This window comes from Desulfitobacterium sp., assembly GCF_034927245.1.
Lineage (GTDB): Bacteria > Bacillota > Desulfitobacteriia > Desulfitobacteriales > Desulfitobacteriaceae > Desulfitobacterium_A.
In genome coordinates this window covers 44287-66379 of record NZ_JAYFQK010000040.1, presented here as the reverse complement: position 1 = coordinate 66379, position 22093 = coordinate 44287, and the positions used below count along the sequence as shown (strand labels likewise).

General features: G+C 43.3%; 13 protein-coding genes. 5 read left to right on the top strand and 8 right to left on the bottom strand.

Features of this window, described 5'->3' with window-relative positions:
• Positions 1-80: 80 nt before the first annotated feature.
• The 5 genes from clpB to VB077_RS10810 all read right to left on the bottom strand — a co-directional run bounded on the left by clpB (position 81) and on the right by VB077_RS10810 (position 7793).
• The gene (gene clpB / locus VB077_RS10830; protein WP_323415251.1) at positions 81-2669 is read right to left on the bottom strand and encodes an ATP-dependent chaperone ClpB; all 2589 of its coding nucleotides are present in this window, start codon (positions 2667-2669) and stop codon (positions 81-83) included.
• Between the two features lie 42 nt (positions 2670-2711).
• Positions 2712-3695: a DnaJ C-terminal domain-containing protein gene (locus VB077_RS10825; protein WP_323415250.1), complete on the bottom strand. Its 984-nt coding sequence runs from the start codon at positions 3693-3695 to the stop codon at positions 2712-2714.
• Between the two features lie 171 nt (positions 3696-3866).
• Complete coding sequence (locus VB077_RS10820) at positions 3867-5627, bottom strand: phospho-sugar mutase (protein ID WP_323415249.1); 1761 nt, start codon at positions 5625-5627, stop codon at positions 3867-3869.
• A gap of 32 nt (positions 5628-5659) precedes the next feature.
• On the bottom strand, positions 5660-6541 hold the full coding sequence (locus VB077_RS10815) for a DegV family protein (RefSeq protein ID WP_323415248.1): 882 nt from the start codon (positions 6539-6541) through the stop codon (positions 5660-5662).
• Between the two features lie 421 nt (positions 6542-6962).
• Positions 6963-7793: a GNAT family N-acetyltransferase gene (locus VB077_RS10810; protein ID WP_323415247.1), complete on the bottom strand. Its 831-nt coding sequence runs from the start codon at positions 7791-7793 to the stop codon at positions 6963-6965.
• A 179-nt stretch (positions 7794-7972) separates the two neighbouring features.
• Between VB077_RS10810 and VB077_RS10805 the strand changes: the two genes are divergently transcribed.
• Positions 7973-9292 carry a M18 family aminopeptidase gene (locus VB077_RS10805; RefSeq protein WP_323415246.1) on the top strand — a complete coding sequence of 440 codons (1320 nt, stop codon included), beginning with the start codon at positions 7973-7975 and terminating at the stop codon, positions 9290-9292.
• Positions 9293-9889: 597 nt separating this feature from the next.
• Entirely contained in the window at positions 9890-10642 is a 753-nt protein-coding gene (locus VB077_RS10800) for a hypothetical protein (RefSeq protein ID WP_323415245.1), read from the top strand.
• A 114-nt stretch (positions 10643-10756) separates the two neighbouring features.
• On the opposite strand, the gene VB077_RS10795 is transcribed toward VB077_RS10800, so the two are convergent.
• Positions 10757-11161 (bottom strand): LysM domain-containing protein, encoded by a 405-nt coding sequence (locus VB077_RS10795; RefSeq protein WP_323415244.1) that lies wholly within the window; start codon positions 11159-11161, stop codon positions 10757-10759.
• Positions 11162-11461: 300 nt separating this feature from the next.
• Between VB077_RS10795 and VB077_RS10790 the strand changes: the two genes are divergently transcribed.
• The 3 genes from VB077_RS10790 (at position 11462) to VB077_RS10780 (ending at position 14281) form a co-directional block, all read left to right on the top strand.
• Complete coding sequence (locus VB077_RS10790; protein ID WP_323415243.1) at positions 11462-12457, top strand: ABC transporter substrate binding protein; 996 nt, start codon at positions 11462-11464, stop codon at positions 12455-12457.
• A gap of 116 nt (positions 12458-12573) precedes the next feature.
• Positions 12574-13494, top strand: a complete 921-nt coding sequence (locus VB077_RS10785; RefSeq protein ID WP_323415242.1) for an ABC transporter permease — start codon at positions 12574-12576, stop codon at positions 13492-13494.
• Entirely contained in the window at positions 13478-14281 is an 804-nt protein-coding gene (locus VB077_RS10780; RefSeq protein WP_323415241.1) for an ABC transporter ATP-binding protein, read from the top strand. Before VB077_RS10785 ends, VB077_RS10780 begins: the two co-directional genes overlap by 17 nt.
• A gap of 56 nt (positions 14282-14337) precedes the next feature.
• On the opposite strand, the gene VB077_RS10775 is transcribed toward VB077_RS10780, so the two are convergent.
• A complete protein-coding gene (locus tag VB077_RS10775; RefSeq protein ID WP_323415240.1) occupies positions 14338-18339 on the bottom strand; it encodes a UvrD-helicase domain-containing protein in 4002 nt (1333 codons plus the stop codon).
• Positions 18332-21994: a helicase-exonuclease AddAB subunit AddB gene (gene addB, locus VB077_RS10770; RefSeq protein ID WP_323415264.1), complete on the bottom strand. Its 3663-nt coding sequence runs from the start codon at positions 21992-21994 to the stop codon at positions 18332-18334. The genes VB077_RS10775 and addB overlap by 8 nt, the downstream gene beginning before the upstream one ends.
• Positions 21995-22093: the final 99 nt, after the last annotated feature.

The following is a 22093-nucleotide window of genomic DNA, read 5'->3' as shown; positions in this document are numbered from 1 at the left end:
TAAATAAATAACGTATATTCACTAGGAAAGATCTTCAAGTATTAGTTTAAACTCATACACTCAGGACCGCAAGTTAATCTCTATGCGTTAAAAGTAAAATCACCTTCTGTGTTCAAACCCACTAGGATATGCTGCCCTTCCTTAAATTCTCCTTGTAAAAGTTTTATGGCTAAGGGGTTTTGAATGCGTTGCTGTATCACACGTTTAAGGGGGCGCGCACCATAAACCGGATCATAGCCTTCTTGAGCAATTTGACGGCGAGCGCCATCACTCAGTTCAAGCGTTAACTTACGTTCAGCAAGCCGGTTGTAAAGCTGCTGAAGTTGTATATCTACAATCTTGCTGATATGCTCTTGACCAAGCGGATGGAAAACAATGATATCATCAAGACGGTTCAAAAACTCCGGCCGGAAATAGTTCTTCAGCTCTTCGGTAACTCGGAGTCGGATTTCTTCTTGAGAAGCAGTTGAACGGTTCATTTCCTGAATGGCAGGGCTGGCAATATTACTGGTTAGGATCACAACCGTATTCTTAAAATTGACCACCCGCCCTTGACCATCTGTTAAACGACCATCATCGAGGAGTTGAAGGAGAATATTAAATACATCACGATGAGCCTTTTCGATTTCATCAAACAATACAACACTATAGGGTTTGCGGCGAACAGCTTCGGTTAGCTGCCCTCCCTCTTCATAACCGACATATCCGGGAGGAGCCCCAATCAGTCGCGAAACTGTATGTTTTTCCATATACTCGGACATATCAATTCGAATCATAGCTTGTTCGTCATCGAAAAGAAATTCCGCTAAGGCTTTTGCCAGTTCTGTTTTGCCCACTCCGGTAGGCCCAAGGAATAGAAAAGAACCCAAAGGACGATTAGGATCTTGCAAACCTGCCCGTGCACGCCTTACAGCGTCTGAAACAGCAATGACAGCCTCGTCTTGCCCGACGACACGTTGATGTAGTCTGTCTTCCATATGGACGAGCTTCGCTACTTCACCTTCAAGAAGCCGCGTAACCGGAACATGCGTCCATTTTGACACAACTTCAGCGATATCTTGTTCATCAACTTCCTGTTTAAGCAGGGAATCTTTACGCCCGACTAATTGATCATCCAGTTCTTTCAGTTCTTTTTCCAAACGTGGGATAATACCATATTGGAGCTCAGCGGCCTTATTGTAATCATAGACCTGCTGGGCTTGTTCCATTTTGTTCCGGGCTTGATCAAGTTCATCCTTATGCTGTTTGATTTTGGCCAAGATTTCCCGTTCTCCTTGAAGCTGAGCTTCAAGAGCGCTCTTTTGTTCTTTGTGATTGGCAAGCTCTTCCTCTATTTTATCGAGGCGTTCTTTACTCGCTTCATCCTTTTCCTTTTTCAGCGCTTCACGCTCAATCTCTAATTGGAGAATCCGCCTCTTAATTTGATCGAGTTCAAAAGGATCACTCGTTATCTCCATACGCAAACGCGCTGCAGCCTCATCAATCAAATCAATGGCCTTATCAGGGAGAAAACGATCACTGATATAGCGATCTGAAAGCGTCGCAGCCGCAATAACTGCACCATCGGTGATGCGTACTCCATGGTGTCTTTCGTAACGCTCCTTCAAGCCACGAAGAATGGAAATCGTATCTTCAACACTTGGGGCTTCAACAATAACGGGCTGGAAGCGGCGTTCGAGGGCTGCATCCTTTTCGATATACTTTCGATATTCGTCAAGAGTTGTTGCGCCGACCAAGCGAAGTTCACCGCGGGCCAGCATTGGTTTGAGCATATTGCTGGCATCCATCGCTCCTTCAGCTGCACCTGCACCAACCACCGTATGCAATTCATCAATAAAGAGTATAACATCCTCACGATTCTGGATTTCTTTGAGTACTGCTTTCAGACGTTCTTCAAATTCACCGCGGTATTTTGCTCCGGCGATTAATGAGCCCATGTCCAAGGCAATGAGTTTCTTATCCTTCACCGATTCAGGGACATCGCCGCGTACGATCCGTTGAGCTAGGCCCTCAACAATGGCAGTTTTTCCGACACCCGGCTCACCGATCAACACGGGATTATTTTTCGTCCGGCGTGAGATGATCTGAATCACACGTCGAATTTCTTCATCCCGTCCAATAACAGGATCAAGCTTACCTCTGCGTGCTTGTTCGACAAGATCACGGCCATACTGCTCCAATGCCTGATAAGTGCCTTCCGGACTCTGACTTGTCACTCGCTGAGTTCCTCTTACTTCACGCAATGCTTGAAGAAGTTTTTCACGTGTAAGTCCGGCCTGCTTAAAAATTCTTTCAACCTCTCCCCCCGCTTTGCTGAGAAGCGCTAATAAAAGATGTTCGGTACTCACATATTCATCGTTAAAGTCGTCCATTTCATCGTGAGCGGATACAAGCACAGTTCTTAAACGTGAGGATATGGTAAGTTGTACATTTCCTCCGCTGATCCGTGGAAAACGGTTAATTGATTCACGCGTTTTTTGCACTAAGGATCCGACAGCAAGATTGAGCTTCATTAGAACCTGAGGAACAACCCCGTCATCTTGCTCTAATAAAGCAAGCATTAGATGTTCGGGCTCAACTTCACTATTACCATTATGTTCTGCTATATTTTGGGCGTTAATAATCGCTTCTTGCGATTTCTGCGTAAAACGGTTTGTATCAAAAGCCATAATATATTCACAACCTTTCGTTGTTTAAGTTTTTGATCATGTTTATAGGTGATGATAGCGATGCGCTATTTCTCTCAGTTCATCTATTTCTTTTTTGCTTAGATCATCCGGAAGGATCAAACGGGCATTGACATAAAGATCTCCGTAGTGCTTAGAATTTTCCAAGTGAGGCATTCCTTTGCCTTTAAGCCGGAATCTTGTATTTCCTTGGGTGTGTGGAGGGATTTTTAACGTAACTTCCCCATTTAATGTCTTAACCTGCATTTCACCGCCGAAAATAGCCCGATAAAAGCTGATCGACCCCTCTGTTGTCAGATCATCACCTTCTCTTGAATAAGCGGAATGGGGTTTGACGGTTATAACCAAATAAAAATCTCCATTCGCTCCGCCTCCCAAGCCGGGGTTTCCCTGTCCGGCAAGACGTACTTTTGAACCTGTGCGTACTCCCTTGGGAATTTTAGCCTCAATCCGTTTTCCGCCGATCTCGAGAACCCGTGTTGTCCCCAGATAGGCTTCCTCCAAGGATACACTGATATCCAGTTCCCGATCCTGTCCCGCTTGTGGTTGGGTATAGGATGTATGGCGTCCATATCGCGTACCCTGTCCTCTATCACCCATTCCAAAAAGGGTTGAAAAGAAATCAGAAAACCCTCCGCCGGAATTAAAATTCTCGTTCAAGCCAAAATCACCAAACATTTCGGCAAATTCTTCGGGACTCATTGTGCGGGTATAACTTCCTTGGCCAGGCTGTGCCTGCCAACGGCTCCAGTCATAATTTCCTCGACCACCGCTATTTTGCCAAGCTTCATAATTTTGACGAACTTCTTCATATTTCCGTCTTTTTTCCGGATCACCGATTGCTTCATAGGCCTCGGTGACTTCCTTAAACTTTTCTTCAGCTTCTTTATTACCAGGGTTGACATCTGGATGGTATTTTTTTGCCAGCTTCTGGTATGCCTTTTTGATCGTTTTATCATCAGCATCTTTGGGAACCCCGAGTATGGAATAATAATCTTTGAAATCCATTCGTCTCCCCCCTTCTTTTATTACGTATTACTTTAAGCACATTATAGTCTTCAAAAGTGTAAAGGTCAATATTGGTCAGACATGTAATTGAGATCATTTGATGAATTGAAATAAAAAAAGTAAAACACCATCAATGATGTTTTACTCAAGATTTTAAAACTTATACCCATTTTAATTGTCTAGAGATTTACCGAGAATCCGGCTGACCCTTGTAAGCAGCTCAGATCTAACTTGGTCAAGCTTTTCCTGAACTGCTTGGGGTTGAGCACCACGAATGGAAAAATAGAATTTAATCTTGGGTTCAGTTCCGGAGGGCCGTACCATCACAAAACCGCCCCCTGAAAAAGAATAACGCAAAACTTTAGACTGGGGCAAAGCTAGGGGATATGTTTCTCCCGAGCTTTTTCCGCATAGCCTGACACCGCTCTGCAATTCATAATCCTCAATACGCTCAAGGGGAAGATCGGCAAACGAACGAATCTCAGATTGCCTTAACCCGGCCATGATCCGCTCCATTTCTGCTTTACCCTCTTTCCCTTTTAAGGTAATCGAAGTTTGATCTTCAAGATAATATCCATAGTGATGGTATAATGTCTCAAGAACTTCCGGTAAGGTTAACTGTTCCCTTTGCTTGTAATAAAGTGCTGCTTCGGCGACCAGCATTGCTGCAATAACACCGTCTTTATCCCTGACAAAATGCCCGGCTAAATAACCGTAACTTTCCTCAAACCCAAATTGAAAATCACCCTGACCGTTTTCCTCTAATTCCTTTTCTTTTTCGGCAATAAATTTAAACCCTGTCAGCACATTTTCAACTTGAATGCCAAGGTCTATGGCTAAAGCATCGGCTAAGTCAGTCGAAGCAATGGTCTTAATCAGGGTTGCCTTGGGGGGAAGGATCCCCAAAGCTTTCTTTTGGGAGATAAGGTAATAAGCTAAGAGTACACCAATTTGGTTGCCGGTCAATTGTACAAACTTTCCCTCTTGATTTCGGATAACAACACCTAAACGATCTGAATCGGGATCCGTCGCCAACAGCAAATCTGTCTGCAACCTTTCACCGTATTGTCGCGCTAAATCAAAAGTGGACGGAATTTCAGGGTTGGGAAACAACACTGTAGGAAAATTGGGATCCGGTTTTTCCTGTTCCGGTACTACGAAAACCGAAGTGTACCCAAGTTCCTTTAATACCCTGCGGACAAGAATATTTCCTGCTCCATGCAAAGGGGAATAAATAATTTTAAGGTTTGCCCCTTTCTGCTCTGCCAGATCAGGATAGAGTGCCAAGCTTTTAACCGCGAAGAGATAGGCTTGATCTATCTCCTCCCCGATCGTAATTAACAAACCTTGTGCCCGCGCATTTTCTTCGGTTAAGGGTTCTATGTCAACCCAACTTTCACGAGCTGAAATATGCTTTGAAATTCGATCGGCTTGGGCAGGCGGGACCTGTCCCCCATCCTCCCAATAAACCTTATAGCCATTGTATTCCTTAGGATTGTGGCTTGCTGTAATCACAATACCCGCCTGAGCCTGAAGATAGCGGACTGCAAATGATAATTCAGGAGTGGGCCGTAAATCATCAAAGAGATAAACCTTAATCCCATTCTTGGCAAGAACTAAAGCTGCCTCTTGGGCAAAACGCCGGGAATAATGCCGTGAATCATAAGCAATGACCACACCCTTAGCCATCGCTGATTTACCCTTTTCGCAAATCGTATCCGCAAGACCTTGAGTTGCTTTACGGATCACGTAAATATTCATTCGGTTTGTACCCGCGGCTAAAATTCCGCGCAGGCCCCCTGTTCCAAATTCAAGATCCATATAAAAACGATCTTCTATCTCCGAAGGGTCAGTAATCGTTTTCAGTTCCTCATGTGTGTTATTATCGAAATAGGGATGTTCAGACCAAAGTTTATAACGCTCCTGAATCATTTCCTTACTCCTTCATTTATAATGGGTGACCCCTAGTGGCAACCGATAACCGGATATACTAGAAGCCCTACTAATCCCGGACCGGTATGCACTCCGAGTGCCGGACTTATTTGACCAAACAGAACTTCTTTAACATTTTTATGTTCCTTAGCTATTTTTTCAAGATTCCTGGCCTCTTGCTCCGCGCCGCCATGTACAATAGCAACATTTGAAAGCGTATCACAGACATGTTCTTTAAGTATGCTGGCTAACTTACGAAGCGATTGTTCCCGCCCACGGACTTTAGCAACCGTAAAATATTTGCCCTCTGAATTAATCGAAATAATCGGTTTGATATGAAGCAATTCACCTACCGTACCGGCAACATAGCCGATACGTCCTCCTTTTTTTAAATATTCCAAGGTACACACAACATAATAGGCTTTCATATGCTCAATTGTTTCTTTGGCTCTGCGTTTTACCTCTTCGAAATTTAAAGAGCGTTGAAGTTCTTTCGCAGCTTCGAGAACGGAAAAGCCTAAACCCATAGAAAGTGTTTTAGAATCAATAACTTCAATCACCATATCTTTATATTCCTCAGCAACTTTGGATACGGTTTGATAAGTTCCGCTTAATCCACTGGAAAGATGAATTGCTAAAACATGAGTAAACTTTTCTTCATGTAACCGATTAAAGAGTTCATATATCTCCGTAGGAGAGGGCAAAGATGTCTTTGGCACTTCCTCTTCTAAACGATCATAAACCTCCTGTGGAGTGATATCAACGCGATCCCTGTATTCACGGTCATTATAGATGATATGCAAAGGTAAAACTTGTATACCATATTGCTCAATAATATCTGGTTCAAGATCACAGGCGCTATCCGTAACAATTGCAATCTTATCATTGGAGGCTATATTATCTTTACTAAACATCTCGCCATCCCTTTCTACAAAGAAAATTACTAAGCGTAGTATATCATAATTCAGAGAAGAGACGATAATTTTTCTCCATAACTTCTAAATATATGAAAGAAGGGATAAATTATGCTTAAAATAAAAATAAAACGAGTTTTTAACACTAATGCTAAGAACTCGTTTTACTCTCTAAAAAATTGTTTATTTGGATTGGCCTGGGTTAATGGCACGGTACCAAATCCTTTCTAGGAGATTTTTTTAGGTTTTCTTGATTCGTGAATCCGCAATGGTTCTAGACCTACCGAAGCAAGAATTGCTTCGATCATAGCTTTTTCATTATCGTTCATACAATACCTCCTTTTTGAATGTAAATAAATGGTTCATTGTTTCTGGGTGCTTTAAAATTTATTATAACATTATGTTTAACAGAATTCAAGTCTTATTTATTTTGTCCCCATTCCCATTCTCCAACCATCTCATATAAAATATCCGTTGGACGAACTCCCGCAAAAGCTAAGTTGCGCGTTACAGGATCCCACGGTTGGTTGATTAATGAGAATTCCCCGTATTGATGTTCATTGAAAAGGGAAAGCAATTCTTGAGCTGCATCGTCAAAGGCTGCCCAAGCATCAAGTATCCTTTTGCCCTCCATGCCGCCGTAAAATACTCCTGCGGTCTCCAGAGGATTAAGCCAGGCGCTGACCGAAGCATAGCGTTTAAGATATTGGGCGCGTCTTTGCCATGAAGGTATAAAACCTGCTTTTTTTCGGGATAAAAAATAAGTAGAAAGGTCAACTTGATGGAAATCAGCATATAGGCTTCGAGCATGATTTATGTTGATAGTACCGGGGGTCAAACGATAATGGTTAAGTTCGCGAACATGACGAAACCCCTGGGCTTGATAGGTGTGTAGGGCAAAATTTTGTGAAAGTACCTCAAGATAAATTTGTCTTACACCCAAAGAACGGGCCAAATCAATCTGTGCCCGGATCATTGGGGCAAATAGCCTCTTTCCACGATAACTGGGATCAATCGCTGTCCCTGCGATCCACCCTTCAAAATTAATTTGACTAAGAAAAGTAAATCCTACGATTTTATCCTGTTCTTTCAATGCAATACAATGTTTAAAATCAATCTGACCATGCTCAAGCCAAATTCTCAAATTCTCTTCAGTGAAAATCATTTCATAAAAATAACCTTGCCAGCACCTATTCCAGGCTTCCGTTAAGCACGATAAATCTGTCATCTCAAGAGTTGTGATTTCAACCATCTATGGAATCCCCTTATAAAATCATTTACTTATTACTTAAATTTTCCTCCTTTGCTCCTTCGCTTCCTATAAGCATTTTTCCTGCCCTATTCGAAAGTTTCTAATCTCGTTTTTGACTCGCGGGCAAAAGAGAATTATGATTAAGCTTAAGACTTTGCAGATAAAAGGAGTGCTTAATTATGGTCAGTTTACACCCTTCAAAGGATGAAATTAAACATGCTAAAGACCTATTAGCATTTATTGGGAGTTGTCCTTCCCCTTTTCATGCGGTTCAAACTGTTAAAGAGAAGTTGATTTCTTCGGGCTATGCTGAGCTTAAGTTTGAAGATAAGTGGACACTACTCCCCAAAGGAAAATACTTTGTCACCCGGAACGGTTCAGCCCTAATTGCTTTTATTCTGGGTAAGTCCGCACCTGAAATATCAGGCTTTCATATCCTCGGTACGCATACTGACAGTCCTACCTTTCGTCTGAAACCTTCCCCCCTTATTTCTGTTGAAGGAAAATATCTAAAGCTCAATGTTGAAACGTATGGGGGACCTATCTTAAATACCTGGCTTGATCGCCCCCTTGGACTGGCTGGACGTATCGTTCTTAAAGGTAAATCAGCTTATCATCCTCAAAGTGTTCTTTTCCAAAGCTCCAGTCCCTTACTGATCATCCCCAATCTTGCCATCCATATGAACCGTAAAGTGAATGAGGGTTTTGCTCTTAACAAGCAAAAAGACCTTCTTCCCCTATTAGGAATGCAAGGAGAAGATCTGAAAAAAGAAAGCGTCCTCGTCAATTACTTTTCAAACTCATTAAATATTATTCCTGAGGACATTATTGATTTCGATCTGGTTCTCTATGAATATGAAAATGGACATATTATGGGTCTTAATCAAGAATTTATTTCCAGCAGCCGCCTTGACGATTTAGCTATGGTTCATGCGGGGACTTGGGCACTTACTCAAACAATGTCCAATGAAGCAACTTCAATCCTGGCTTGTTTTGATAATGAGGAAGTCGGAAGTACTTCGAAACAAGGTGCAGCATCGCCACTGCTCGCCTCTGTCCTAGAACGGATTATGCTCGCTCTTGGTAAGAATCGGGAAGAGTATTATCAGGCCCTTGCACAATCTTTTATGATCTCCGCAGATATGGCTCATGCCCTTCACCCTAATGCGGCTGAAAAACATGATCCTGTGAATAGGCCGGTATTGAATGAAGGGCCTGTTATTAAATTGAGTGCTAATCTAAGCTATACCTCAGATGCAGAAAGTACTGCTATTTTCCATGAAATTTGTAAGCGCGCCAAAGTTCCCACCCAAATGTTTGTCAATCGCTCAGATGAGCGAGGAGGATCCACAATCGGGCCGATTTCGACCACCCACCTCGATATACGCTCCGTAGATGCAGGAAATCCCCTGCTAGGGATGCACTCCATTCGAGAACTCGGCGGAGTTAAGGATCACCTGGCTATGAGCCAGGTATTTAAACAATTTTTCCGGGATTAACTGATCGTCAGCTTGAACCAGTGAAGCTACAACACTTCTTAAATCTTTAATCAGATTAGGTTCTTATTTTCTTGGCAAAAATCAAGAGAGCGCCCCGCATTTCAGGACGCCCTCCTATCAAATTCCTTTAAACAAATTGTTTAGAAGATTACACCAAGCGCAATTAGAATTAGAATAGCAATGGCAATGATTCCTACTCCTACAAAACCGCCAAACGGTACTCCGCATCCATGTCCGTACATAATATCCTCCCTCTCCGTTCTAAATTTGACTTATGCGAAATTAAAAGACGATTCCCATCGCAATAAGCAGAAGGATAATCACAACAACTATTGCAATGCCGGGTAAGAAATTAGGTCCGCATCCGTCAACGACTGCTCCACCAAGTGCCATAATAGTTCCCTCCTGTGATTAGTTATTTTGCTTTACCTAGTTTAAATTATGTTCAATAGGTCTATGGTGTTACCAATTTCTACCACCCAAGGTCATCTTTTGTATATAATAGGTAATTCATAAAAGTGGTATTTTGACGTTCGGTGCAAATGGTCTTAAAATATGGATAAGCAATAAGGTCTAAGTGACAAGGAGGATAATTCGATGAGAGCACAATTCACACTGACTTCCGGTGAATCAAAACGCCTAATTGCCAAAGGGGTTAAAGCTCTGCCGATAGTGAAAAAAGCTTTAGCAGAACACACCATTATTCTGGCCGGAGGAACAACAAATGCCTTCCTAGCAGAGGAAATTTTAGGAATAACAATTGAATCAAAAAGCACTTACACCGTTGGTAACATCACGGAAGGTAAAACCGGAGTCAGTGATGAGCTAACCCGGATTTATCCTTTTATTATTTCCAAGGGCAAACCCCTAGGGCCTGAGATTCATTGGAAAGATTATTTATCTAAATTAGAATCCGGAGATATTTTCATAAAAGGAGGAAATGCAGTAGATCATACGGGTTTAGCGGCAGTTGCGGCCTCTAATCTGTCGGGCGGAACTATTGGTGCAGCAGCCGGTTCCTTGTATGTCCGCGGAATAGAGCTCATTGTACCGATAGGGCTTGAGAAGCTCGTTCCCGATGTTCGTGAAGCAGTCGAATTTATGGCCGGACATCGTCCGGATGAGGCTATGGGAGATACAATAGGGCTGATCCCAATGCTTGGTGCAACCGTGGTTACAGAAATAACCGCACTAGAGGCCCTATTTCCGGTTCAGGTCAAATGCATTGCAGCCGGTGGTATCAATGGTTCAGAAGGAGCGATCACCCTAGTTATGGATGGGGAAGATTCCGTTATAAAAGAAGCACTAAAGCTAATTTACTCTATCAAAGGTGAGCCAAGAGTAAAATAATTCGTTTGCTATACTCCATAATTATAGGCGTACCTAAAGGGGCTGTTTTGCAACAGCCCCGATTAGATTATTAGATTGGTTAGATGTTACCCTGGGAAGAGTCACTTCACTGAATTAGACGCCAGGGATATATAAGATTTGTCCCGGAAAGATAAGATCAGGATTTCTGAGATTATTAGCCAGAATGATTGATCTCATGGTTGTTCCGTAACGTTTGGCAATCTTATAAACGCTGTCACCCTTTTGAACAACATAAACTTCGGGGGACGGAGTCGGAAGCGGTTCAGGCATACGGTGACACATTTCCATTCCACAATGGGGAGGCGGGCAACAAGGGTTACCTACATCAAGCGTCACCATGCCCGGTGCGCAATCCGGATCAAGATTAACGAAACCGGCCTGAGGATAAGCTGTGGCATACATTCCGGGAGCGGTTCCCATAGAACCGGGTGCCATCCCCATTCCCGGAGTTCCCATCATGCCCTGAGCACCTGTCATCTGTTGCATTGGTATATTCATAATATTTTTCCTCCTTTGTATCCGATAACCTCATATTCTTCTATTTCAAAATATTGAGAAGCTCTTTTTGTTAACAATATATGGGTTTAAAGGGAATATGAGTATGTACAAAAAAGAAAGCAGAAAATTTTTCTTTATGAGATATTGACAATCCTAACCTAAAAATATAACATTAACTAAAATAAATATTTTGTAGAATGGTAGTACAGTAGGAGTGGGACTAGAGAGGTGCACTTCCTGCGGAGGTGTATTTTTTATACCCTTTTTAAGGTATTGCCGAGTTGAGGAGGTATTTCAAGAATGAAAAAATTTATAGCTGCGGGGCTTTCAATTATGCTGGCCTTGGGATTATCCGGCTGCGGTTCATCCCAAACGCAACAAAACACACAAACCAGTAGCGCTTCTGGAAAAGCCGTTAAAGTTGGTATTGTTCAGATTATGGAACATCCGGCCTTAGACGCTGCCAGAGAAGGATTTCTAGAAACGTTAAAAGCTAACGGCTATGAAGAAGGCAAAAATTTAACCGTTGAATATCAAAGTGCTCAAAATGATCAGTCCATTTTGGCTAATATTACCCAGAAATTTGCAAGTGAAAATCTCGATCTCGTGCTTGCTATCGCAACTCCCGCAGCCCAATCCATGGCTCGTGCCAGCGATAATACCCCTATTCTCATTACAGCTGTTACTGACCCCGTCGCAGCGGGTCTAGCCGATAGCCTGGAGAAACCCGGCAAGAATTTAACCGGAACCACCGATATGAATCCGATCAAGGAACAGTTTGATCTTCTGAAAGCTGTCGTTCCTAACGCTAAGAAAGTCGGAGTTCTCTATAATGCGGGTGAAGAAAACTCACAGGTGCAGGTTAAAATTGCTGAGGGTGTTGCCAAGGACGCGGGACTAGAACTTGTTAAAGCATCAGTTGCCAATATTTCTGATGTATTACAAGCAGCTCAATCTCTTGTTAATAAAGTAGATGCGATCTATCTTCCTACGGATAATACTGTCGTATCAGCCGCGGATTCTGTAATTCAAGTCGCAAATCAAAATAAGATTCCTCTCATTGCCGGAGAAAGCAGTGTCGTTGATAAAGGCGGATTAGGAACCATTGGCATCAATTACAAAAAACTTGGGGCTCAAACCGGCGAAATGGCACTGAAAATTCTAAAAGGTGAGAAACCTGCAACTATGCCGATTGAAAGCCAAAAGGATTTTGATATTGTTTTCAACAAAGAAACCCTAAATCTTCTTGGTATTAAATTACCTGATGATTTACAACAAAAAGCGATTATGAAATAGGGTATCCAATATAAAATTAGAAGATAAACGTATCTCTATAAAGATACGAAGCGCTATACGGGTTAATTCATCCGTATAGCGAGTTCTTCCAAAAGAAGAAATTGAGGTGTGTCAACATGTTTTCCCCGAAAATTATAATGGGTACATTCGAACAGGGTTTGATGTATGCCATCATGGTTCTGGGAGTTTATCTAACGTTCCGGATTCTGGACTATGCAGATCTTACGGTTGAAGGCAGCTTCACATTAGGCGGAGCAACTGCGGCAATCTTAATTATTGGGGGTACAAACCCGTGGTTAGCGACTGCCACAGCTTTTGCTGCGGGATGTGTAGCCGGATTTTTTACTGGCTTTCTTCATACCCATTTTAAAATTTCTCCGCTTCTGACAGGTATTTTAACGATGACAGCGCTTTACTCCGTCAATCTTCGAATAATGGGACGAGCCAATGTCTCCCTGCTCAAAGCTCGAACGATTTTCACTGATATTAAAAATCTGCCCGGTATGCAAACGATCGGTGTGCTTCTTCTTTCTTTACTCACTATAATCATTCTTGGAAGTCTTCTCTATTTATTTTTAAAAACAGAGCTAGGCTTGGCAATGCGAGCTACCGGTGATAATGAATTAATGATTCGCAGCTTAGGTGTTAACACAGACGGTATGAAATTATTGGGACTGGCTCTTTCTAACGGTCTCGTTGCCCTTTCCGGAAGTTTTATTGCTCAAAATCAGCAGTTTGCCGATGCCGGAATGGGAATTGGGATGATCGTGGCAGGCTTGGCCTCCCTGATTATCGGAGAAGTTATCTTTGGTACTCCTAATCTTGGTCGCGCACTTTTCGCCGTTATTTGCGGCGGAATTATTTATCGGTTCATCATCGCTATTGCCTTACAACTTGGCCTTGCTCCGACCGATTTAAAAATGATTACAGCGCTTATCGTCATCATTGCATTAGCCGCACCGAATTTCAAGGTGAAAATTTCGGCATTGAGCAGTGCCGGACGCGGAAAGGAGACCCATTATGCTAACAGTAAATAATCTGACTAAAGTCTTTAACCCCGGAACCATAAATGAGAAAAAAGCATTGGACCGTGTACAGCTGCACTTAGATCCGGGTGATTTTGTTACTGTAATCGGCTCTAATGGGGCAGGAAAATCCACCCTGATGAATGCTATCGCCGGTACTTTTTTACCGGATCAGGGTCAAATCATTCTCAATGACAAAGACGTTACGAAATTACCTTCGTTTAAAAGAGCTGAATTGATCAGCCGAGTCTTCCAAGACCCAATGTCGGGAACGGCTTCTTCAATGACGATCGAGGAAAACCTAATTATGGCTTTAAAACGCGGTGAACCCCGCCGTTTACGCTGGGCTCTGAGAAGTAAAGAACGGCAATTCTTCCGCGAGGAACTTGAGAAACTGGGTTTAGGCTTAGAAGGACGTTTAACAACGAAAGTACGACTTCTATCCGGCGGTCAACGCCAAGCCTTAACTTTGTTAATGGCAACCTTGAAAAAACCCCAGCTTCTGCTTCTTGATGAACACACTGCCGCGCTCGACCCCAAAACAGCCGAAAAGGTAGTTGATTTAACCTGTTCTGTCACTAAAAAGTCACATTTAACCACTCTAATGATTACCCATAATCTTGAACAGGCCTTAGCGGTAGGTAATCGTACTATCATGATGCATGATGGAAAGATCATTCTTGATCTCAAGGGCGCCGAACGAGCCAATATGAGCATGAACCGCTTACTGGAAATGTTTGAAAAAGCAAGCGGCGTTCATATGAATAATGATCGCATGATATTAGCGGGTACCTATTAATATGCTCACCTCTCCCCCACGGATTTATTACGATAAATCTGTGGGGGCTTTTTTCATTAGCACCCTTTTAACTGAGCTTGTTTAGCTCGTAAGTCCTCCTTTGGTATCTCTATTTCACAACCCAGATCAACGGAGTAAATCGTTGCTCTCGCAACGTGGATCTGAAGAAGTCTTTCCACGGCTAAAGAATATAATGAAAGCTGCATAGCATAACGCTCGATCAGTGTTTTCTCCGGAGACTCCAAATATTTGACTTGATCTGTTTTATAATCGAGGATTTCGGCACTTTTCCGATCGGGTGAAAGTATAAGTCCATCGATTACTCCTTGAATCAAAACACCGGTTGGCAAGAGAGTTAGCGTAAAAGGGACTTCGCGGCGCACTTCCTTTGCCGCAAGAAGACGTTTTCCCAGCGCTGAGTTGAGAAAGCACATGAATTGTTCTGCTGAAAGCGTTTCTAATTGTTCAGCCGTAATAATTTCGCGCAGAACCAACGATTCAAAGAGGTTCTCAACTTGCTTTTTCTGCTCCTCCTTGGAAGCGATATACCACCCTTTGGCCCACTCCCCTAGAGGTAAATGCTCCATGACCGCATGCAGCGCAGTTCCCCGTTCCGCTGGAGTTAATTTATGAATCGTTTGCAGAAATTTAGGACGTGTATAGTCCCCAGCCAAACGCGGTTTCACAGGTGTATCTGCTAATTCCTCTTGATGCCAGGAAAAACGACGTTTAAGCTCACTGACACTCGTTTTGGCCACCTGATGAACGGCTTGCGGATAAGGATATTGCCAACTTAATCGTTCATCTGTCCAATGATACCACTCTTCAAGGGAATGTTCCGGTACAGACTCATCTTGATTTTCGAAACAGCATTCATCTTCGCCCTCCCTAAGGTTCAATGGGGCTTCAAGCGTATCATGGATCTGAACTAACCACTGTGAAGAACTATCGGAAAGTTCAGGCTTAAGAGATTCATCGAATAAATTCTGTGGATGCCTTGCCAGAGCGGGACCTATCCAATCCATAAAGGATCGGACACTGCGCAATTGACCATCTGGGAATGCCGGTTCGGTACATGCAGCTAAACCTTGCCACTGTTTAATAGCTCCTTCTAACTTGTCGATTCCTCCATACAGGAATAACCTCTCTTTGGCACGGGTTAAGCCGACATAAAGAATGCGAAGCTCTTCCGCCAGTGATTCCTGCCAAATACGCTCTTTAATTCCCGTTTGAATAAAAGACGGGTAACGGACTCGATTCTCGATGTCAATTAACGGAATTCCTACGCCAAGTTTTGAATGCAATAGTAGATTTCCACTTAGACTATGGGTGTTAAATTTCTTTCCCAAGCCTGCGACGAAAACAACGGGAAATTCCAGTCCTTTACTGGCATGAACAGTAATAAGGCGCACTACATCTTCGTTTTCTCCAAGCGCTCGGGCACCCCCTAAATCTTTGCCCTGACCTTGAAAACGTTCCAGAAAACGGAGAAAACGAAAGAGACCCCGATAATTCGTCTTTTCGAAGCGACATGCCCGATCATAGAGCGCACGAAGATTAGCTTGACGCTGGGAACCCCCGGGTAATGTTCCAACATAGGCTAGATAGCCTGTATCCTCATAAAGATACCATAACAAATCGGCTAAGGAGATCTGACGAGCTGACTGACGATAGGTTTGAAGCTTGGGATAAAAGTAGAGAACCTTATCCTTAAGTGTCGGTGATTCTTTTAGTACTTTATAAGCCAGGGTTAGAAGCTGCGGCCATGTAGCCTCATACTTTTTAAGGGCCTCAGGTATCTCAAGACTAGGATAAGATACTGGATCTCGTTCTTCATTCAATACCTGTTCGTCGCTAACCCATTCTTTAGCAGCCCAGTAGCTCAGAACAAATGCCTCATAGAAATCGCCTTGGGGCAGCAAAGAACGCATCTTGCCCAATTCCGTTCCATTCATACCTACAAAGGGAGACCGAAGAACAGCAGCCAACGGAATATCCAGACGCGGATTATCAATAATTTTTAAAAGGGCTAGTACTGTTTCTACTTCGCTCGCTCCAAAATAGCCGCTGTTTGTTTCGGCATACACCGGAATACCCAACGCTTGAAATTCCTCAACATAGAACGGTGCTATCGCTGAAAACGAACGCATTAAAATAACAATATCGGAGTATTGGGCAGCACGAAAAGATTGAAGATTTTTGTCATAAATATCAAATTCATGTCCTTGTACAATCTCTTGAATACGATTAGCAACTAAGCGAGCCTCAAGACGCGCTGTTTCAAGATCTTCGAGTGTTGTTCCTTCTTGCTCAAAACCCTGATTTTCATTTTCTTCCTCATCTTCCCTATCACCTTGGCCTATATTATCATGAGATGGGACAGAAGTAAGTTTCAGCGTCTTAGGGTCAAACAAGTGGACTTCAATTGGCCCTTCGGCAGTTTTTAGCTCAGGTTGTCCACTCAAAAAATTCGCACCATAGCATAAAGCGGCTTGATCATCATAGGGAATTTCCCCTGCCCCTGAGGTCATAATCTGACGAAAAAGAAAATTAACTCCGTCAATAACTTCCTTGCGACTTCGAAAATTGCGATTCAGATCGATCACTAACCCTTGATCAGAAGAAACTTCCTGTTCGGGATTCCAATGCGGCAGCTCTAAATATTTTGCCAGAAAAAGATTTGGATCGGCCATCCGAAAACGATATATGCTCTGTTTGACATCACCCACCATAAACAGATTGGATATCCCCTCCTGACGGGAAACGAGCTGAAGAATTTTTTCCTGGACCGGATTAATATCCTGATATTCATCGACCATGACTTCTATAAAGCGTTCTTGCAAAGCCAGAGCTACGGTGGAAGGATGACCGTCTTGTTCATCAACTAACAACTTTAATGCAAAATGTTCAAGATCAGAAAAATCTACGATATTGCGTTGTCGTTTGGCAATTGCATATTCACTGGAAAATTGCTGAACCACTGTGGCTAAGGTTTTAACGAGTCTCCCCATTTCTTGGAGTCTTGGAAGCTGTTCTTCAAGGGGAAATTGAAAAAGATCCTTTCTTAGTTTTTCAAGTTTCTTTTTTGCTTCATCACGCGCTTTTTTTGCTTCCTCGCGAAGGTTATTCTGCTCCTCCTCCGAATGGGCAAGCTCGGTAGAACCCTCCTTTTTCTTGCGCGGGCCGGAAGGAAGCTTGGGGAATTTCGCGGATTCTAAAAATAATCCTTCAATCTCCTCCCAACTCCCTTGATGTACAATTTTGCTTAGATGCCTTAAACGATCAATATCTTCATTAAGGCAGCTCGCATAGTGCGCGGGTCCACCCGGCTGTAAACTAAGTTGATAAGCCCGTTCTAATGATCCTATACTTTCTTCGACTTTATCCTTAACACCTTGGCGAACAGACTTCCCCCAGGGGCTCTGAGCTAAGTCCTCTATACTTTGCCAATAATAGGCTTGAGAAAGATTATTTAGCCAATTATAGGGATCAACCTGGCTTGTACTGAATTCATAGAGCTTTTGGACATTATCCATCAAAGGTTGATCATTGCGATCTGAGCCAAAAGCTTCAACAATAGCTAAGAAATCATGATTCTCTTCCTCATATAACGCTTCAAAAAGATTCTCTAGGACATCTTGACGTAAGAGATCAGCTTCTGCTTCGTCGGCGACTCTGAAAGCTGGGTCAAGCTCAAGACGATAAAAGTTCTGACGAAGGAGTTCCATGCAAAACGAATGGATAGTTGTAATACTCGAACGATTAAGGAGTGCTCGCTGATGAAGAAGGTGTTCTACCTCCGCCGTATCCGTCCCATTAAATAATGCATCCTCCAAAGCTTTACCGATTCGTTCACGCATTTCATTCGCGGCCGCCTTCGTGAAGGTAAGCACAAGAAAACGATCCACATCTACATCGGCTTTAGGATCAATAATGCGTTTAATAAGACGTTCCACTAAAACAGCGGTTTTACCGGAACCGGCAGCAGCAGCCACAAGAAGCTGCCCTTGCAGGTCAATCGCCGCCTGCTGCTCTATTGTCCACTTCGTTTTACTCATCTTTCTCACCTTCCGCTTCAGTCTCATCATCACCCAGCCAATTCAATTCCGGGAAGAACTTATCTTGTTCTGAACCCGCCTTTTTTGAATTGGAATCAATGAAGTTCCAGACCTCAAGATCTTTTAAAACGGGTAAATCACGATACTGATTTTCCGGTAAATAAGAGTCAAAATGACAAACCGGTTTAAACTCGCAGTATTGACATGCATTTTCTTTACCTTGGCGATAAGGTGAGATTGCAATATTGCCCGACATAATTTCTTCACCGGATTTACGAAGGTAAGCATGCAAATGTTCTCGGAGCAATGAAAATTGATCCTGTGTCAAGATATTCGCATTTTTACGAAATTCCATCGTTTTTGTTAATTTGATTCCGAGTAAATCAGATTGTCCGGTACTCAGTGTTTTATCCATAGCCTCCAGGACCTGACGGTCAGCCAAAAGAAATCCTTTGACCTTAACCGCTGTAATCCGTTTTGCCTCAACTTCCTCCGCGCTGAGAAGGGTATTCGAATTCAGCTGAGGCTCCACAACGGGGAAATAAAGAAAACCGGCAGGGCTAACCTTCAGATCTGCGAATTCTTGAGATTCTTGGGAATCCTCAAAAAACGCGTGTTCGGAGGAAGTCGTATCAAGTAAAATCTCGGCTCCCTGTAAGGCTGCATCAAGGTAAGCCAAAAGCTGCAAATCCAGTCCATAAAAGATATGGTCCAAGCTCACATGGGGTTGACGTGATTTATAGTCCATAATCCGCAAATAAACTTTTCCTTCAAGAACAGCAGCATCAACTCGGTCAATTTGTCCCTGCAGTAAAAGAGAATTTTCGTTCTGAAGGGAAACCTCAATCCCCGGAAGAGCTTTTCCCGGACCAAAAGGAACTTCGAGCTGAATGGGGACAAAGCTCCCCTGCCGGGCATGCTCTCCAAGAACACGAACCGCATGATGGACTGTTCTTTTCAATTTATGTTTTAGATAACGGTAACGGGCATTGCTGAGAAGAATCTCATTTTGGAGACGAGGGGCAATGACTTCCGCCAGTTCACTGACAAGATCCCACGATTCTTCCTTTGTCATCGTCCCCCAATCCAAATTCTCAGAGCGAACCTTTTCCGCAAAATCGCGCAGAACAGCATGGAAGAACTGTCCCATATCAGGGCTGGCCAGTTGATAGATCGTGCGTTCCTTAAGTTTCAACCCATATTTTGAATAATGGGCAAAGGGGCAACGCGCAAACTCTTCAAGTCTGGAAACACTCGCTAAAAGACGTTTGCCATAGAGTCGGCGGGCCAAGCGTTTTGGAACTTTTCCTTCATGGTTTTCAGCAGAAACTCCTGCTTCAAGAAGCTTAACCTGCCATTGGTATTCAGAAGCATTTTGGTACCATTTCCGAACTGCCTGCCACATAGGTAATATGACCTGATGCTGCCTCACATGCAAAAGCTGAGCCGCATATAACGGCAAAAGAGGCTGGGGATGGCTGATCTGTTCTAAGTCATCCTCTGAGTTACCCAGATACTGTTCATGAAGGTCCGGAAATAAAGTCCGCAGCCGGGTAACCACGGGTGAAACAGTCAGGGCCTTTCCCTCTTCATCGGTTAATGGATAACTGACATAGAGCCGATCTCTGGCCTGTGTTAACCCGGTATATACAAAAAACTGTTCTTCATAAAGTTGTGCTCTTCCTTTGGGAGCCAGCGTAATTCCCAGCGCTTCGAGTTGTTCTCGCTCTTCACTGTCCAGAACTCCATCACATACAGGTCGCGCAGGAAGTATACCCTCATTGGCACCTAAAAGAAACAGAATGCGCAGTTCGGGATTACGGGAACGGTCTAAGGAACCGACTAAAATCTGATCCAAGCCGGGCGGAATTAAACCCAGCTTAAGGTTTTCCAGACCTGAAGCAAGAATTATGGCATATTCCTGAAGTTCCAGCAATTCTTCTCCCAGACCTGTTATCATTTCATCAAAGACTTCGATAACCGCATCCCAAATTTGTTCCTGTAGACGTGCTTCGGCAAGATTACCTGCATCACGGGCCTCCTCTGCCCAAAGTTCTAAGGTAGCGGGTACATTTAGCTGAACAAGAAGATTATATAGTGCCTCTGTCACAGTTCGAACGCTAATCCGTTTTAAATCCTCCGGAGAAAGAGCGATAACAGAAGAAGCGGCTTCCACAAAAGCCTGAAGAGAATTTAACACCTTTTGACGGGTGTCGTTTATTTGCATTTCTTGATCTTTTTCCAGCTGTAATTGGGCTGCCTGATCCCCTGCCCGCCAACGGGACTGATAGTGCCATTGCTTCCCGGAAGTCCACGCCTCTCCCCTGATTCCATACGCTAAACAATAGTTTTCTAAGGAATCGATAGAATCTTGCGATATGGGGAAAAAACCGGTTTTGAGAGCTCGGAAGAGAGGTTCGTAAGCCCAATCCTTTTGCACAACTTCAAGTACAGACATAAGAAGTTCAAGGAGGGGATGATGAAGGATTGGTCTTTTACTATCTAAAAAGAAGGGCAGATCATAGGCCTTAAAGACATGCTGAATCGTTTCCTGGTAAGCGGATAGATCCCGTGTTACTACGGCCATATTTGACCATCGCAATCCTTCTTCACGGGCAAGTCGCCGCAATTCACGGGCAACGCCATGGACCTCCTCGCGTCGATTGACTGCGGAGAATAAACGAATACCCTGCTTCTTTTGATCTATTTGATCTTCCTCTTTGTCTGAATATGAGTCTGAATATGAGAGCGTCGGATACATAAAATAATGCTTTTCCAAAAAACACAGTTCCGGATTGCGGAATCGATAAGGCTTCTCTAAAAAAACAGGGTCTAAGATTGGAACAGCCGTCTCCCTCGCAATCCGAATAAGGCTTTGATAGGTTCGCCATGGCCCTGAGAAAAGCTCCTCACCTGCCCTGAATATCCCCTCTTCATGATAAGCTTCCTCTTGTCGTTGAAGAATCGCCGGATCGAGCGGCAGAGTAAGAATAACATCCTGTACCGTCTTGAGTAAATATTCGATAACATAGAGTTCCTGGGGAGTAAAGCCTTTAAATCCGTCAATCCATACGGTTGACTTCTGAAGGCTGGGCGAAGAAGGAACCTTTGCCGCAACAATCTCTAATTCATCATCGGGATCAAGGATATCATTGCCTAAAGTTTGATTAAATTGGTCATATAATAACGCAATTTCCTTTAGTTTTCGCTTGAGAACTGAATTGGAATCTTGAATACTCAACAGGTCCTCAGGTGTTACACGGTAAATCTTAAATTCACGAATCAGTTGAGCAAGCAAATCCGCCATCCCCGGTCGAGTTGCCGAACGTGCAAAAATCTGAAGTTGAGGTTTATATTGTAAAAGCAAGCGCCTCAGCAACATGCGCTTACCCATTTCCCCGATAATCTTTCTTTGACCTCCGCCCGTTTCTGAGAAAATGCGCCAGCCCAAGCGACGAAAGCTTAATACTTGAGCGCGTAGAATTCCTCCCAATTCCGGGGTTTGTGCCAAACGCATTTCCATTTGGTGAGTCGCCTGTTCCGGCACAAGCAAAACAAGCGGGTTTCCAAATGGATCCCTTTGAATCTCAGTAATGATTCGTTCCAAACAATAGGTGCTTTTGCCGGTACCTGCCCGACCAAAAATAAATCGTATACTCACAAGGTACTCTCCTTCCCTCTTCTGTTCCATTATATCATGAGAGTATGCTGCATACGCTTTTCATTATAAAAGGGAAGATCGACAAAAAAATGT